At 46.3% G+C, this 15,164-nt stretch carries 11 protein-coding genes and 1 pseudogene; 1 reads left to right on the top strand and 11 read right to left on the bottom strand.

What is annotated here, in order from left to right:
• Window positions 1-34: 34 nt before the first annotated feature.
• Window positions 35-1,222, top strand: a complete 1,188-nt coding sequence (locus H6F76_RS16405) for a cysteine desulfurase family protein (RefSeq protein ID WP_190509833.1) — start codon at window positions 35-37, stop codon at window positions 1,220-1,222.
• A 1,109-nt stretch (window positions 1,223-2,331) separates the two neighbouring features.
• On the opposite strand, the gene H6F76_RS16410 is transcribed toward H6F76_RS16405, so the two are convergent.
• The 11 genes and pseudogenes from H6F76_RS16410 to H6F76_RS16460 form a co-directional block, all read right to left on the bottom strand.
• Entirely contained in the window at window positions 2,332-2,688 is a 357-nt protein-coding gene (locus H6F76_RS16410) for a hypothetical protein (RefSeq protein WP_190509835.1), read from the bottom strand.
• A 640-nt stretch (window positions 2,689-3,328) separates the two neighbouring features.
• A complete protein-coding gene (locus tag H6F76_RS31075) occupies window positions 3,329-3,451 on the bottom strand; it encodes a hypothetical protein (protein ID WP_277881237.1) in 123 nt (40 codons plus the stop codon).
• A 345-nt stretch (window positions 3,452-3,796) separates the two neighbouring features.
• Window positions 3,797-4,084 carry a transposase gene (locus H6F76_RS16415; protein WP_190509837.1) on the bottom strand — a complete coding sequence of 96 codons (288 nt, stop codon included), beginning with the start codon at window positions 4,082-4,084 and terminating at the stop codon, window positions 3,797-3,799.
• Window positions 4,085-4,493: 409 nt separating this feature from the next.
• A complete protein-coding gene (locus H6F76_RS16420) occupies window positions 4,494-4,721 on the bottom strand; it encodes a transposase (RefSeq protein ID WP_190510068.1) in 228 nt (75 codons plus the stop codon).
• A 6-nt stretch (window positions 4,722-4,727) separates the two neighbouring features.
• Window positions 4,728-4,890 (bottom strand): annotated as a pseudogene (locus H6F76_RS16425) (transposase); the annotation flags it as partial.
• 723 nt (window positions 4,891-5,613) lie between these two features.
• Window positions 5,614-7,440, bottom strand: a complete 1,827-nt coding sequence (locus tag H6F76_RS16435; RefSeq protein WP_190509841.1) for a hypothetical protein — start codon at window positions 7,438-7,440, stop codon at window positions 5,614-5,616.
• A 199-nt stretch (window positions 7,441-7,639) separates the two neighbouring features.
• The gene (locus H6F76_RS16440; RefSeq protein WP_190509842.1) at window positions 7,640-8,959 is read right to left on the bottom strand and encodes a hypothetical protein; all 1,320 of its coding nucleotides are present in this window, start codon (window positions 8,957-8,959) and stop codon (window positions 7,640-7,642) included.
• Window positions 8,960-9,078: 119 nt separating this feature from the next.
• Window positions 9,079-10,251: a Wzt carbohydrate-binding domain-containing protein gene (locus tag H6F76_RS16445; protein WP_190509844.1), complete on the bottom strand. Its 1,173-nt coding sequence runs from the start codon at window positions 10,249-10,251 to the stop codon at window positions 9,079-9,081.
• A gap of 51 nt (window positions 10,252-10,302) precedes the next feature.
• Window positions 10,303-11,541: an ABC transporter ATP-binding protein gene (locus tag H6F76_RS16450; RefSeq protein WP_190509847.1), complete on the bottom strand. Its 1,239-nt coding sequence runs from the start codon at window positions 11,539-11,541 to the stop codon at window positions 10,303-10,305.
• Window positions 11,542-12,345: an ABC transporter permease gene (locus tag H6F76_RS16455; protein ID WP_190509849.1), complete on the bottom strand. Its 804-nt coding sequence runs from the start codon at window positions 12,343-12,345 to the stop codon at window positions 11,542-11,544.
• Between the two features lie 70 nt (window positions 12,346-12,415).
• Window positions 12,416-15,130 carry a glycosyltransferase gene (locus H6F76_RS16460; RefSeq protein WP_190509851.1) on the bottom strand — a complete coding sequence of 905 codons (2,715 nt, stop codon included), beginning with the start codon at window positions 15,128-15,130 and terminating at the stop codon, window positions 12,416-12,418.
• Window positions 15,131-15,164: the final 34 nt, after the last annotated feature.

A 15,164-nucleotide genomic window follows, 5' to 3' on the forward strand; every position in this document is an offset into this window, starting at 1 on the left:
GCCCCGAAATCTTTACTGACTTATAATTTTGGGCATGAGCAGGCAAGAAAACGTTTCTCCCCAAAAGTCTATTTACCTGGACTATCACGCGACTACACCCACAGATCCACGAGTTGCCAGTTTAATGCTGCGCTACATGATCGAAGAATTCGGCAATGCCAGTAGCGTAGATCATGAGTGGGGAGATCGCGCTGAAGATGCAATTAAACAAGCCGCTAAAAATGTTGCTGCTTTGATTGGAGCCTCACCTAGGGAAATCATTTGGACTTCTGGCGCGACTGAAAGCATCAACCTGGCAATTCAAGGTAGTCTTCCCTCCAACCCTGAAAAGCCTCACCGAATCGCATTGTTACCGCTCGAACACAAAGCGGTTCTTGACACCTGCCAAGCGTTTGAAAAGCGAGGCTGGGCAGAACTGATCTATATTCAAGTCGATTCCAAAGGCAGACTCGACCTTAATCATCTAGAGCAAGTCTGTATGGAGGGGGTGTCCCTGCTCTGCGTCATGGCTGCCAACAATGAAATTGGCAATGTCTATCCCATCCAAAAGATCGGACAGATTGCTCAGCGCTGTGGTATTCCTTTCCTCTGCGATGGCTCTCAGGCAGTGGGCAAAATTCCCATCCAATTTGAGGAGTGGGGCATCACTTATCTAGCTCTTTCCGCCCATAAGCTCTACGGACCCAAAGGAGTTGGAGCCTTGGTTGTTCGCAAGGGTCACTATCTCGAACCTTTGCTGTTTGGCGGTGGTCATCAGCAGGGAATGCGATCGGGCACCTTCAATATTCCTGGCATTGTCGGGTTGGGAGAGGCTTGTCGTTTACGATCGCTGGAGATGGAGGAAGATGAGCGGGCAATAGCTACTAAACGAGACAGGCTCCAGGCTCTCTTATTAGAAAGAACTCCTGAATTAGTGGTGAATGGCGACACTACCCATCGATTAGCTGGTAATCTCCATATCTCTGTTCCTGGTATTCCTAACAGCGCTGTTGTTGCGAGAGTACGCCATCGTCTTGCGATCTCAACAGGTTCAGCATGTTCATCTGGCGTTGAATCACCTTCTCATGTTCTTCAGACACTTCGCTTGCCAGAGGTTATCGTAGATGGAGCACTCCGAATTGGGCTAGGAAAGTTTACTACAGAAGAAGAAATGAATGGTGCTGCTGTAATTCTCTCTGAAGCTGTTGCCCAGATTCAGCAGGTTCTCTACGCCATGTCTTAGATTTTGTTAGTTGTGAGTTCAGTTGCTGTGAACCATTCAACTTTTAGGAAGCCTTGCAAGCCGAATTTCCTAAATTCGAGATTTCATTCGCTTTCAGTTACATCCAGCCTAGAAGCATAATCAACAATGGCAATCGACTGAAATCTTAATAAAAATTAAGATAAAGTGGCGGAATTGTTATGCTTCCAATTTGTGATTACGGAAAAGTTATGCTTCTAAAGGGATCAAAAGCGTTGCGATCGCCTACTGAGGCAATCGAGGTTTCAAAGCTTTTGACGGAAAAGTTATGGTTCTAGGTACGGAAAAGTTATCGTCCTACCGACAGCGAAGATCATTAGCGCTTTCGCATACTGGCTTTTAAAGTTCTATGTTGATTGGATTGGGGTAAAAATTAGGTATTTTTGGGGTAGCTTAGGTCGGAAATTGGGGTAGGATTGGGGTAGAGTTATAGTACAAACGCTCTTTACCCTAGTTGCTGCCCATGTTTCATGCCTGAGTTTTAACATTTTTAGGAGCATGTTTGATTTAGTTATTATTGGGTACTTTAAAGTCAGGTCAGCCTGCGCCTTATAAAGCAGAAAGCCTTGAGTAAGCTCTGTTTAACAACTGAGTAAAAAGAGGAAGCCTATCCACCACTCACTTGGAAAGGCTCCATGAGCAATTTCGACTTGCCAGCTAGGGCAAAGGCTAAAGACGCAAGATTTTCAGCGACAACTCAAAATGGCACGAGACCAAGAGTAAAGAGGCGATCGAAGCCGATTCGGCGCAAGTACGATTTAGATTTTCAGCAAACTGCTGAGTTTGTTGATAAGTGGGGTGCTGCACAGCTAACTGGGCCCAGTCCTGAAACTCTCAAAAAGTACAGGCTTAGTGGTCTGTTAATTGAGGATATTTACTGGGTTCGAATTAACTCCAAAGCCCTACGCTATAACGCAAAGCTTCTAGTCGATTGGCTCCGAAACCATGGGAATCCCCGAGCCCACGAGCAAATAGTTGAACTTTATCTAGCAGCTAGCCCAGCAAACGGACGGAAGACCTAAATCTGCGACTAGCCTCCTCAATGATTGGGGAGGCTAGTTTTTCAAGTAAGCAGTTTTGAGAAAGATTTTTCAAACACTGCTTACCGAGGTTGAGTATTGTGTTTCCAACCAGTTGACTGCTTTATCAGTCTTTTCTCGGCTTGTTAGCTGGCTGTAAGTGCGATCGGACTCTCTAACTGAATGCCCAATCATTTCAGCCAGAGCTTCGTCCTGCTCACGATTGCCATATTTAAGCTGCCATGTGATTGCTATTCGTCGGAAATCATGGGGAGAAGTCCGTTTGGGTTCGCCAAATAGGTGACCTGTGGCTGTGTACATTGTCCGAACGACGACATCTCCCAACCTAGATCCTTCGTAGGGTTCACCAAAGTTTTCAATCGTGCGGAGATTGAGCCTGAGGAAAACCCGCTTGTGATTAAGTTTCACCTTTGGTCGCCAAGTATTCAACCATTCATCTAAATCGTCGGTCAGTATTGGGGGAAGACGGAATTCTCTTTCCCTCCCTGTTTTGCGTCCTGTCTTGTGATCTTCTGGTTTAACGTGAGTTCGGGTTAAGCCGAAGGCTAAAACCCCTACTATGAATAGCTTGAGTTAAGTAGCCAGCCAGTCACCCTTTCTCAATAAGACCTGCTACTGCAAGTATTTGCAACTGTGAGACTTATTGACAAGAACTTGACCGAGAGCGTGGTGGCAAGCCGCAGAAAATCAGGGCTTCTAGCGATTCCTTATCCCGAACTCACGTTGGTTTAAGTTTCATGACATAGCCATCGGGTTCCCTAAATAAAGTTCGGTCCACTTCTAACTCAGAGAGTTAGAAGTGGACCGAACAGGGCAATAAGTCAGAATTGCGATCAGCAAATATCGCTGCCAGTTCTGCATTATGGCTGTTTCAAGACGTTTTGGCCCTGCAATAGATCTACTGTTACCTACCCTCTTCTAGGAGCACAACACCGCCTTAAGTAGCGGGTAACCTTAATACACTGTTCTAAAGTTATGAGCTTCTCTTCAAGTGCCTCTTTTGAAGTTGTCCGTCGAGGCTCTTTTCTATGCTTCTGTGAGAGTTCATTCAGTAGCGATCGAATGACTTCAACCTCCTTAATGTTCTTGTATTTAGTGGTCTGAGATCTTCGGTAATGCTGCCATTTCGCAACGTTGAGAGCAGTTGCACCAAATAAGATTGCCCAACCATAACTGTTACCTCGATCGTTTATGCCCCAAGCGATGAATTCATCTAGCCACTCACGATCTGCAATCAGTTCAATCTTTAGCTCATCAAATGGCCAATCTTCAACATGGTGTAACCATCCTAAGAAACAGAGGATGTGGTACCTATAGGGTTTTGCAGTACTTTCTCGAACAGGTGAATCCTGCCGCTTAGGAATTTCGAGAGCAGTCAAGAATCGATAGAATTTATCCAATTGCTCGCGCAAGCTGGGAGTCAAATCTGATTCTTTAAGGGCATAGGGTTTGGCAGAATATTGCCTTCGACCTTTTCTCTGTTTCGTAAGGTCAAAGCCTAGGTTCTGTTGACATTTCAGCGAAGTTCAATCAGCAAGGCAGCCAGATAAACAAAGCTGAGAAAATTCTTCGCTTTCTTCTCAAAGCGAGAAAAGACGCGGCGAAAGTGCTTGAGCTTGTTGAACCAGCATTCGATTAAATGCCGCTCCTTGTATAAGTGAGTATCCAGTTCACGGGGTTGCTTGCGATTTGAGCGCGATGGAATCACGGCAATTGCCCCACGTTGCTCAATCATGGCGACCATCCCATTGGGATCGTAGCCTTTGTCGGCAATCACGTGCGTCTCGTGCCAGTCTTTGAGCAAGGTGAGGGCCTAGGTGATGTCGTTGACCTCGCCTCCTGTGAGCACAAACGATAACGGTGTTCCTATTCCATCCACCAGCGCATGGAGTTTGGTGCTAAGGCCCCCTCGGCTCCGCCCTAGCGCTTCGCGTTGCTGCCCCCTTTTGCTCTAGCAGCACAAGCATGGGCGCGGAAAATCGTGCTATCCATCAGCAGACTCTGCTTCATTGCCAATATAAATGTTGGGTTGGTAACCTAAAAGCTCAAGCAGTTTGTCCCAGAGAGCGTTGCTCAGTAAAGTTGGGGTTGACATCACGGTTTCGCTTAGTCAACCCAACTTCATACAATAATCAACACAACCGAGGGCGTGTTGCTACTTTTCAAATATCCTCTAAGAGGATGTTTGAAAAGTGAGAGATTATGCTAGCCGCCTAAGCATCAAGCGAATCATCGCCACATAGATGAAGGTTTCTGAGGTGGCTGGCATAATCTCGTAATCTTTCACGACCATATATATGTAACTTGAACCCGAAGAACCATAGGGCTTCGCCCCACCGAAGGTATTCGACTAAGGTCTTGCCGCAGTTAGCAAAGACTTGATATTGTTTGATGTGGCGATTGTGACAGATCTTGAGGCTAGTGGAGTCGATAAAGCTGATATGACCCTACGAACACACCTCAGGACGTTGCTTAAAGGCGGCATCAACACAATTGCGAAAGTTATCAAACTCATCCCACCGTTGCCGCATCCAATTTTTGAGCACAAACTACCAGTGCTCGACCTTATTCAAGTCAGGCGAATCGGGGGAAATACCAAAGTTCACCCCCCTACGGCTTAAAAGTCTGACAAAAGTCATCGACGGTGCAGAAAAGTTCTTCTAAGCTGAACGTAGAGCGGGGAAGGCTGATTGATTTGGCAATTTCAGCATACCTGCCCCACCTTTTCTTATCCAGGACTCTCATTATCTAGCACAGGTGGCGCTTGCGCCCTTTGATTTTCCTACCCCCATCAAATCCAATTTCAAGTGCCGCAGGAGTTGCACTTTCAACCGACTGAGAATCTCAACTGTCGGCACTTGATGCTGCTTGATGCCCTTCCATCACCCGTTTCCATTGCACCAGGTGGGTATAAACTCTCTCCCAGGTACCGTCTAATCACCACGCTCGAAAGTAGTGATAGACCGTCTTCCACTTGAGCACGTCCTTCGGTAGCATTCGCCAGGCATAGCCCGCAGCAATGATGTAAAAAATGAAATTAACGATGGCTCTGGTGTCCACGCTGCAAGGTCGTCCGGCTGGTTTAGCACAAGGTAGCAACGGCCGTAGGCGTTCCCATTGTTCATCACTTGGATCTGTTAAATAAGACAATTTCATTGCTCTCATACCCCTGTCGGTCATTCTTTCTTCTGGCAGCCTACGGGGTGAGAGCTTCTTGTTGCTCCTACGCTATATCTGTGCCTCTCAGACATCCTCTCACTTTGATAGCCGTCTTGACTAGGCGATCGTATAGATATGCTCCAGAATTGGTGTGAAGCTAGCTGCTCGGCAATGCTACAAGTTAGGTAGCCTTGCGGAACTCAATTCAAATCCTCCTCTTAACCCTACGGTGGCATTGCGAAAGCGAAGATTTTGTCGAGGAGTGGGGGCGCAAGGCAAGCCAGCATTCCAACATTTAACCGTCCAATCAGCCGGGTAGGCATAGATTACATCGTTCGTTTTAGCAGCAATTAAACTAGGCTGTAGCAAGGTTGGTGGTACCAGCCCATTGCTGACAACGACATCAAGGTTAATAGCTATCAGCGTGGCTAGAAAGCCTAGCAGAATAAGCGTCAGTGATCGATCAAATCGGTCAGTAGAGAACCCGCTAGAGTGCGGGTGTGACTTCTCATCTAATTGGCTTTGGCAACCTGAGGCATCAAAATGAGACTGAGGAATATCCAGCTTCTCTCGGCCTCTATCGTTAACTCTAGCGAATAGTAGAAGAGACCGCGATTTTGCAGGACGATTTAACCAATGCTCATATAAAAAAGTAGCGATGAAATAGGTGGGTATCAGCAGCAAAACACCGCCACCAAATCGAAAGATCACGTATTTATTCACTAAGAAAATATATAAACTACCCAGAATGGCCGTCGCGAAAATCCACATCTCTCCGCGTGGTTTATCCGCTTTCTGAAATACCCGCCAAATGAGTAGACCGAAGACGATCGTAATGAGTAAAGCTCCGGCCATGACTTTCGGATTCTGGATCAGAGATTCCGTTAAGAAGGAGAAGAATCCACCCGCCACAATCGGCTTTAACTCTGAAGCAATAAGCTGAGATGGAACTCGCCAAGGCAGTTCTACACAAAAGGCCTGAGCAGGGTATAGAAAACAACCAGAGGTTATCAATTGAGCGCTAGCTAACGGCAAAATCAACAAAAGACTCATGCCAGAGCCAATCAGCCATCGTCGCCAGTGCCAATTCCTAGAGACATAAAATAAAAAGGCAATGGGGACGAGAAATAAGCCTGTCAGTTTCAAACTCAGAATACTCAGTGACAAAACCAATGGCAGAATTGTCAGGTCAAGGCTAAAGGCGCGATCGTTGGGTACTTGTTCTTGTTTAGAACAAATCAATAAGGACCAGGCAAAAATACCTGTCATAAAGTTGACTGGCAAATCGTTAGAAAACGATAACAGTGCTGGCTCGTTAGCCATCCATGAAGCTAAATAGAAGACGATTAAGCTAGTTAAAAAAATTGCCAGAAATGTTTCTTCAAATGAAAGGCCTTTTCCCTGTCTTCTGTAGGCGTAAATCAGCAAACAAGTACAGCTACTCAGAACTAGCAAAAATCCATTACTGACAGCTCCAATATGATTTCCTAAAAAATTAGGAATGAGAGGCGCTGAAAAAGCAAACCAAGAGGAAATAAAGCCGAATTTCTCATTAACTAGAGCTAACCCAGGCACGAACCCATAATGAGCAAGCCATTTAATAGCGCCTAGATGGTACAGCCCTGTATCAAACCAACCGATAGGTTTTGAGAGCACAATAGACCAAGCAAGTTCACATAAGAGAAGCGGCAGCCCAATAGTTTTCACCACGCTAACAACAGCACTGGCAGACGATGAAGTTTGTTTTCTAGAGTCAGTAATAATTAATCCTATTAATGCCGTCAGCCCAATGCCTAACAGCACAACTAAGATTGGACCTACCGGGATAAATAACCCAATTGTCAAACAGGCAAGACACTGAAGAACTAGCCCTAACCAGAGAGCAAGAATAATTTGCTGAAGCGGTTGCAGAGAACTCGGCTTAAAAAGTTTCAAGTTATAAAGGCCAATTACCGCAACAGTAATTAAGAGACTATTCCAACTGATTAAGAAATAAGCCATGGATGAATGTAAGGACTAAGTATGTCAACTTGAATCAACGCAGAATACTATCCAAGTACAGCAGATCGTTCACACTATCTATTTTTCACTTTATATTAAATTGTGCCACTGAATTTAATGTGGCTAATTGCAGGGCTGTCAAGCTGACTCATTTGCTACAACACGGGAGAAGAAACGTTGTGGCTAACTGACAGCTAAGCTATGTGTTTGAAGTGAGTTGCAGCAGATACGCAGACTGGGCAGAACTGCTAAAAGATGCCTTCCCTTCGTTCAATTGAGGATGAGCGACTACTACATCATGGGCAGATTTGCTAAATTCCCATAGGGTGTACTCAGGTGACAGATTGAGTTGAGAGACATCAATGGTAATTTGATGGGGTGAGTTTTGGTCATTGACTAACAAGACATAGACGTTACCAGTCTCATCTCTCGTTGTGATGGTGAGCGTATCTGAGCTAGTAGGAGTACTGAGGAGAACTGTTCTGCCGCCCTGAAGCGCTCTAGTTGCCATGCGAAAGGCGTAGTAGCTTAAACGACGACGACCATCTGCATCGATTAGACCTTCAAAATCAGAGTTGCGTCCCCAGCCGTAGAGCGAAAAAATATGACTGCCATAAACATAGGTATCTCCTGGTTGTGAGGCCCGAATCATATTTTTGATCAGATTGAGGGAGAAGTTCAGGCTGTTATACCCACCTGTGTAAGTGCCCCATTCTCCCAGCCACAACGGCGATCGCGCATGAACCGTGCCTCGCATCCAAGTCCTGACTCGGCGCACGTATAATGAAATGTCGCGGTCATAATTGTGTACGTTAATCGTGTCGAAATAAGCGGGTACGGTCTTCAACGTATCAGCAGGCCACTGGCTGCCACCAATTGTTTTGGGTGCGTGAATGTGAAATTGACGTTCGGGTAAGTAAGTGCGATAGACATATGTGATCGCATCAGCGGCTACTCGCACCAACTCAAAGTAATCAGCCTGATTTCCACCCCATCCCTGTTGTCGATTATCTGGTTCGTTGTGAATCTCAAAGTCATCAACGTGATAATCATTCCGTACATTGAGCCAGTATGCTGTTGCAAATACGTGCTCCCACCACTCGTTCCAGTCGTCCTTGGTGCGCGGTGGGTTCAGTTGTAGTGCCCAATTTGGGCCCCAGCCCGGATCGCTATTGCGAATGGTCAGTACAGGACGAATATGATTTTGCTTAAGCGTTTCAAAAATGGTTCTGGCACTGCCCTGCCATAGCTCTGCCGGTGTACCAGAAAAGGCATAATCCGAGCCGCCCACGGGGTTTGTCATCACTGCATCCCACTGTTCCCAAGGAATCACATCAGGATTGGCCTTGATTTGAGCGATCGTAGGGAGTCCGTAGGCTCCATCATCGTCCTCTCTTTCCCAGCGGGACATGCCGCCATAAAGCCGATACGTGTTGATTCCCAAATCCGCGATGTCTGCTCTATCGAAATTGAGGTTACCTTCGCAGGCCCCAATGTAACGGGTGCTAACTCCAGTCACTGTGTTGTAGATTGTGATTCCTGCTTTAAAGCTCGGTGAAAATGCTTGACCCGTGGAACTTAAGCCGATGCTAATCCAGCATCCCAAAACTAGACTGAATGCGAATTTTAGTAAACGGTTCATACAGGCTTAAGCCGTTGGGCATCAGCGAGTTGATCAGCGTGACTACATAAAGTGCGCCAGCGCATCGGAGGGTTCAGCATCCCGGTTTGAGGTGCATCAGCGGAAATGGTCAGAGGATAACGGTGCCAATGAAAATCGTAAATTTGTTGCCAGTCGGGGCTAAAAATACCGGGGTTGATAAAATAATGGCCTTGAATTAGATCTAAGCGATCGATCTGCAATTGAAGACGATGTGGACCTTTCTGAGCATCAGGTAATATATCCATTGCAACGTGAGTATCTAGATAAATATCGCCTGATGCGTTGCTCAGACTGAGATTGAAAATAGCCGCTTTTACCGGAGACTCAAGCTGATACTCCAATTCTAGAGTGATTCCTTCACCACTATGAATTTCAGCAACCGGGAGACAAGTAAGATTTAGGATCTTGATCAACTGTGAGGGGTTATTCTCAGAAGCAATTGATTCTGCTTCGGAGACGGAGGATTGCTCTACACAGCGATTGAGGTAAATTTGAGGATGCACCAGGCTTTGGTTTGACCAAGTCGATCGCAGTGCTAGCTCTTGAAGCTTCGGGTAGCGGAACAGGCGATCTCGTCGCACAAAAATAAAGCTATTTTGGGCATACCAGGGTTCTACTCGGGGATGGTTCCAGATACGTTCCCGCAAAACATCAATTGCAATGTATCCCCGTTCCTCAAAGCGTTGAATCCAGTAATCCGGCCATTGTTCATTAATGTGATGAGTTCCGCCTTGATAGGGAATTGCCGCCGAAAATAAGACTACATCACTGAGCCTAACTAGAGAATTCACAAAACTAGAGGCGCTTTCTTCGGGTAAATGCTCGGCAACTTCCAGAGACATGGCTAGATCAAAGGCTTGATCCAATAACACAGGTTGAGACAGGTTCCAGGATACAAACTGATGGACAGGAATCTGAAGGTTTGCAGGCTCAACATAGCTACCATCGATCCCTAAAACATCCTCAATTCCATGTTCCCGAAACATCGACAGCCAAGTGCCATCGCCACACCCAACATCGACTACCTGTTGTGGTTGAATCCAGTCCAGAATCATCGGCACAATCACCGCAGCAGACTGTCGGGAACCATCCCGCAGGGCTTCAAAAAATGCCTGATCATAAAGTTCCTGGACACTTTGTTCCGTCATTGGAGTGATTCCCCTTCTAGTGCATTTGCCACTGGGTAGAAATGAGCTTGGTTACAATGCAACAACCTGAGCCGCCATTTCCCATTTCATAGGAGGACTTAAGATGCCTTGAGAAGGAATATCAGACTCAACCACTAATGGGTAGACATGCCAGTGATAGTCATAGGCATACGACCAATCTTCCTTAAACACTCCAACGTTGACAAAATACTGACTGCTACTTAGGTCGATGCGATCGCATAGGAGCCGAATTGTATGCTTACCTTCAAGCTGAGGAATTGGAATATTCATACTGGCTGTATTCACATCCAAGCAAAGCGTTCCATCCTCCTGGCTAATGCTGACACAGAAGATAGCTGTATCCAAAGGTCGTGTAGTAAAACAATCAATTTCAACACAAAGGGCATCGCCGCTCATCAAGATGCCGTTGGGCAGCAACCGAACATCGGTAATTTCAACTTCCTGAGAACCAAAGCGATTTTCGTTTACCCGCAATTCAGTGCCCATGCGAGTCACCTGGGGAGGACGATGGGGGGTGCGTTGCTGGCTTTGCGATCGCATCTCCATCGTGTACTGTCCTGCTACCACAGTCGGTTCACCGTAGGCTTCAACAGTGCCATGTTTAAGCCAGAGGGCACGATCACACAACCGCTCTACCTGACTAACACTGTGGGATACCAGCACAATCGCGCAGCCCTGCTCTTTCATCTCCGCAATGCGGTTTAGGCACTTAGTCTGGAAGGACAAATCCCCTACGGACAAAAACTCATCTACCAACAGAATTTGCGGATTGGTATGCACCGCAACCGAGAAGGCAAGGCGCATCATCATTCCAGAGCTATAGGTACGGACTGGATTATCAATGAATCTTTCCAATTCAGCAAATTCTACAATTTTATCAAATCGACGGGAAACTTCCTGTCGTGGCAACCCTGCTACAATAGCTGCCACGAATGCATTTTCGCGCCCGGTTAAATCTCCATGGAATCCAGCTCCTAAATCAAGGAGTGCACCAACCTGCCCTCGCATTTTGATACGCCCTTCCGTTGGATGGGCAACTTTGCCCAATAGTTGTAAAAGTGTAGACTTTCCAGCGCCATTGTGCCCAAGAATTCCCAGCATTTCCCCAGCTGCAACTTCAAAAGAAACTCCCCGCAAAGCCCAGAACTGATCCACTGCTTTTATGCATCGCAGCCCTGATAATGCTGCTTCCATAAAGGTTTGCGGTTTTTGAGAATGATACCGACTAAAACATTTTCCTAAATTTTCAACAAGAATGGCAGTTTGCATTTAAATCTCCTCTACAAACCGAAGGCTTTGATGCTTGAAAAGTCGATATCCAATGGGTAACAACACCAAGGTAATGCCTGCGATAATTGCCATGGCTAGCCAATCCGGTTGAACTCCCCAAATCAAAATTTGCCGATAGCAAGTAATGATATGAACGACAGGGTTCAGACCATAAACCTTCCAGTATTGGCCGGGAATGCTTGTCAGTTCATAAAAGACAGGGGTTAAGTAGAACAAGAATTGTAGCAAAACTCCTAAAGTATGCTGAGTGTCTCGAAAGGTTACATTGAGGGCTGCAAGAAAGTAGGCAAAAGTAACTGTTAAAGCAAATTGAAGCACATGAAGTATAGGCAGAATCAGAATCAGGGGCGTTAATCTGACCCCATCGAGTAACAGAAAAACGATTAAGACAGGTAATGCCAGGATAAAATGAATTAAACCTGTAGTAACAATCACAACAGGCAAAATAGCTGTCGGAAAACTTGGCTGTCGAATCAATGCACGACTATTGATAATGATTCCAGTAGCCTGAAATAGGGAATTTTGAAACCAATTCCAAGCCAACAATCCAACAAATATATAGGATGCATACTGGGGAATATCAATTTTGATAATGACCTGAAAAACAAAGACAAAAACCAACAGTTGCAAGAGGGGATTGACAAGGGTCCAAACCACTCCTAAAGCTGATCGTTTGTACATAAGTTTCATGTCACGATCAACCAGGGTTTGCAACAACTCGATAATGTGAGGTAGTTTCCAATGGTTGTAGCTGGGGCGTGTTGCTTCGGGAAACAGAGGCATGATGGTATTCCATTAAGTAAGGGAGGGGCATAGGTCAGGCGCACAACACCTTCATTGCAAACCTCTGGCGTCAAACGGCAATGGTGTTTGTTTCAGCAACCGTTTCGTTAGCAACTATTTCAGTAGAAGCTCCTTCAGTAAAAGATACTGTGGAAAGACGTTCTGTTAGGGGAATATAAGGTTGGCTATAACCCAACTGCTGAACTCGCCGATGCGATGCCCATAAAGACCAAGCACCAGCAAGATGTCCTAAAACTTCTAAGATGACTAGAGAAATGGGATAGCGGCTTTGCCCTTTCAGTTTATGAATAATCCGTCCAGCATGCCATTGGGGCAGGGTGACCAGCAGATGTTTGAGCGATCTCCAATCCTGCTCCTCCAGAATTAGCGTGAGATGGTAAGCGACATGACCTTTACTATAGTTATAGAGTTGACGGCGTAGGGCAGGCATATCCTGGCGGTGCTTATGCCAGACGAATGCTGTTGGTTCATAAGCGATGGTGTAGCCAGCCTTCAAGATTTTGTAAAAGAAGTAAATATCTTCGCCGCTCCCTGATGGCATACCAGCTCCAAGAGCTTCGTCTAGCAAGCCGATCTGAGGATCTGCAAATAAACAAGCACGACAGGCAATGTTAGCGGTTCCACCCAGTAGCCAAGTTCGCACCACTTCTTTTGAAGAGAACCAGTCAGATCCACCCTCAAAACGCTCAAAACCTCGTCCTAGCCCTCCATCACCATAGCTTTCAAATAGACGCTGAGAGGCAGACTCCAGTTCGACGGGAAGGATGTTGCCTGTTACAGCCATCACTTCAGGGCGGTCAAATGGAGTTAGCAGATTCTCTAGCCAAGCGGGAGGGACCGTGGTGTCATCATCTAACATCACCACAATTTCACCTCGGCTTGCAGCAATACCTGTGTTACGTGCATAATCTGCACCGGGGCGTGACTCGATCATAAGCTTCACTTGAGGAAATTCTGCCACGATGGATGCTGTTAAATCAGATTGCGGGCGGTTGTCCACCACAATGATTTCAAAGGAACAGTCAGTATCCTGCTTCGTCACACCTCGTAAGCAGTTTCGTAAGTCATCAGGGCGATCACAGGTACAAATCACGATGGATGCAGAGATCGCCTGGTCAATGATGGTTGGACGTAAGACAGCAGTATCTAGCAGTAACTTAGACCGCTCAGGCATAAATCGTTGAGCCAGTGGAAGTTGAAGCCTTGCCCAGTAGTCAGCTTCACCCAGCTTCTGATCGGGATCAAAGAGTCGATATCCCAACTCACTAATAATGGCATCCCTAAGTCTTGGTGCACTAATGATTTGTTGATGATTCCACACATAAATCTGACCAATTCCTGCTCCTTGCCAGGTTACAATCACCCTCGTTCTGTCATAGTCTACGGTATCTGTAAGGGCCTCAACGGGAAGGGTTAACTCCACCGTACGTACAGCAGTGCGATGTTGGCGATCTCCCTGTTCCTCCTGCATCCTCACATAGGAAGACTGAAGATGGGGGGCAGGATTGGTTATTTCCTGCTCAATCTTCGCAGCAGCTTTCCGTGCCGAACCATAACCCAATATGCTGGCAATACTGCCGGACACCTCTGCAAAGGCCAAATCACGAGACAACCAGCTACGTCCCAATACCGCCGCAGCAAATTGACCCACGATTCGAGTTCGTGTCCACCAAAGTCCGATGCTCAAAGCGGTTTTACGCTCGTCCCTATAAAGCATTGCATTATGCAAAAGATACACTGTCCTGCTACCAACACGGCGGTAATGCGCTTGAAGGCTGGCATTATCTGTTACAACCTGATGTCGTACGATCGCCGCAGGTTCATAAACCAGCACGTGCCCATGCTTCAATACTCGACAGAACAAATCCAATGCCCCCGCTCCATTTAACGATGAATTCATCGTCAGAGATGGATCAAAATAGCCAATTTGTTCAAATACTGTTCGTCTAACAGCCATGTTCAAGTCTGTGCCCATCCACCAAGGATGTGCCACTAGATCTCTAGGCAGAGGTTTCCCCTGCCCCGTGTGAAACCACTTGCGTTCACAGCCTAGAGCAAAGCCTCCATAGTTTTCAAATCGGTACTGGGAGTCAGTATCTAAGGCTTCGGGGACGACCAGCCCGGTCACTACCATAACCTCAGGGCTTTCAGCAAAACGAGTCGCTAAGGTCTTGACCCATTCTGAGTCAGCAACACTACGGTCATCAACATAGGCAATAATTTCACCTTTGGCTTCCAGTGCCGCCCGATTTCGAGCCCAGTTGAGACTAGGATGGGATTCATGAACATAGTGAATGTGCGGATATTTGGTACGGATGAGTTCCGCTGTTGTGTTATCACTGGGCGCATAATCCACCACCATATAATCCACATTTGGATAGTTAAGGTGGCTCAAAGCATCTAGACAGCGACGCAAATCCGTCAGGTGATCATGTGTGCAAATGGCTACCGTGACCGATGGCAGAGATGTTGAATAGGACGGGAGTTGCAAATTTAATAGTTTTGACAAGCTTAATTCAGTTGTAGCCACATCATAACTAAGCTGAACCTGCAACGCTTGATGCAAAATTGACCAACGGTACTTTTCCAGAATCTCGTGGGCAATGGTTGTTGCCAAGCAACGACCATCGTGAACCGGAAGTTGAACAAAACCAAAGGGAACACCGTGCCACCTTACCAGAGCTTTGAGTTTTTGAAATCCTGTTAAGTTCTCAATGGTTTGGAGGGGGTGGCTCAACTCAATATCGATAAGCTTTATGGACATGGGATAAACTCCGGGCTTGAAAGCGAAGGAACTA

This window comes from Leptolyngbya sp. FACHB-321, from assembly GCF_014695975.1.
Classification (GTDB): domain Bacteria; phylum Cyanobacteriota; class Cyanobacteriia; order Leptolyngbyales; family Leptolyngbyaceae; genus Stenomitos.

Excerpts from the sequence above, each read along its gene's own strand:
- H6F76_RS16405 (WP_190509833.1), top strand. The coding sequence starts at position 35 with ATGAGCAGGCAAGAAAACGTTTCTCCCCAAAAGTCTATTTACCTGGAC.
- H6F76_RS31075 (WP_277881237.1), bottom strand. The coding sequence starts at position 3,451 with ATGGTTGGGCAATCTTATTTGGTGCAACTGCTCTCAACGTTGCGAAAT.
- H6F76_RS16435 (WP_190509841.1), bottom strand. The coding sequence starts at position 7,440 with ATGGCTTATTTCTTAATCAGTTGGAATAGTCTCTTAATTACTGTTGCG.
- H6F76_RS16445 (WP_190509844.1), bottom strand. The coding sequence starts at position 10,251 with ATGACGGAACAAAGTGTCCAGGAACTTTATGATCAGGCATTTTTTGAA.
- H6F76_RS16450 (WP_190509847.1), bottom strand. The coding sequence starts at position 11,541 with ATGCAAACTGCCATTCTTGTTGAAAATTTAGGAAAATGTTTTAGTCGG.
- H6F76_RS16455 (WP_190509849.1), bottom strand. The coding sequence starts at position 12,345 with ATGCCTCTGTTTCCCGAAGCAACACGCCCCAGCTACAACCATTGGAAA.
- H6F76_RS16460 (WP_190509851.1), bottom strand. The coding sequence starts at position 15,130 with ATGTCCATAAAGCTTATCGATATTGAGTTGAGCCACCCCCTCCAAACC.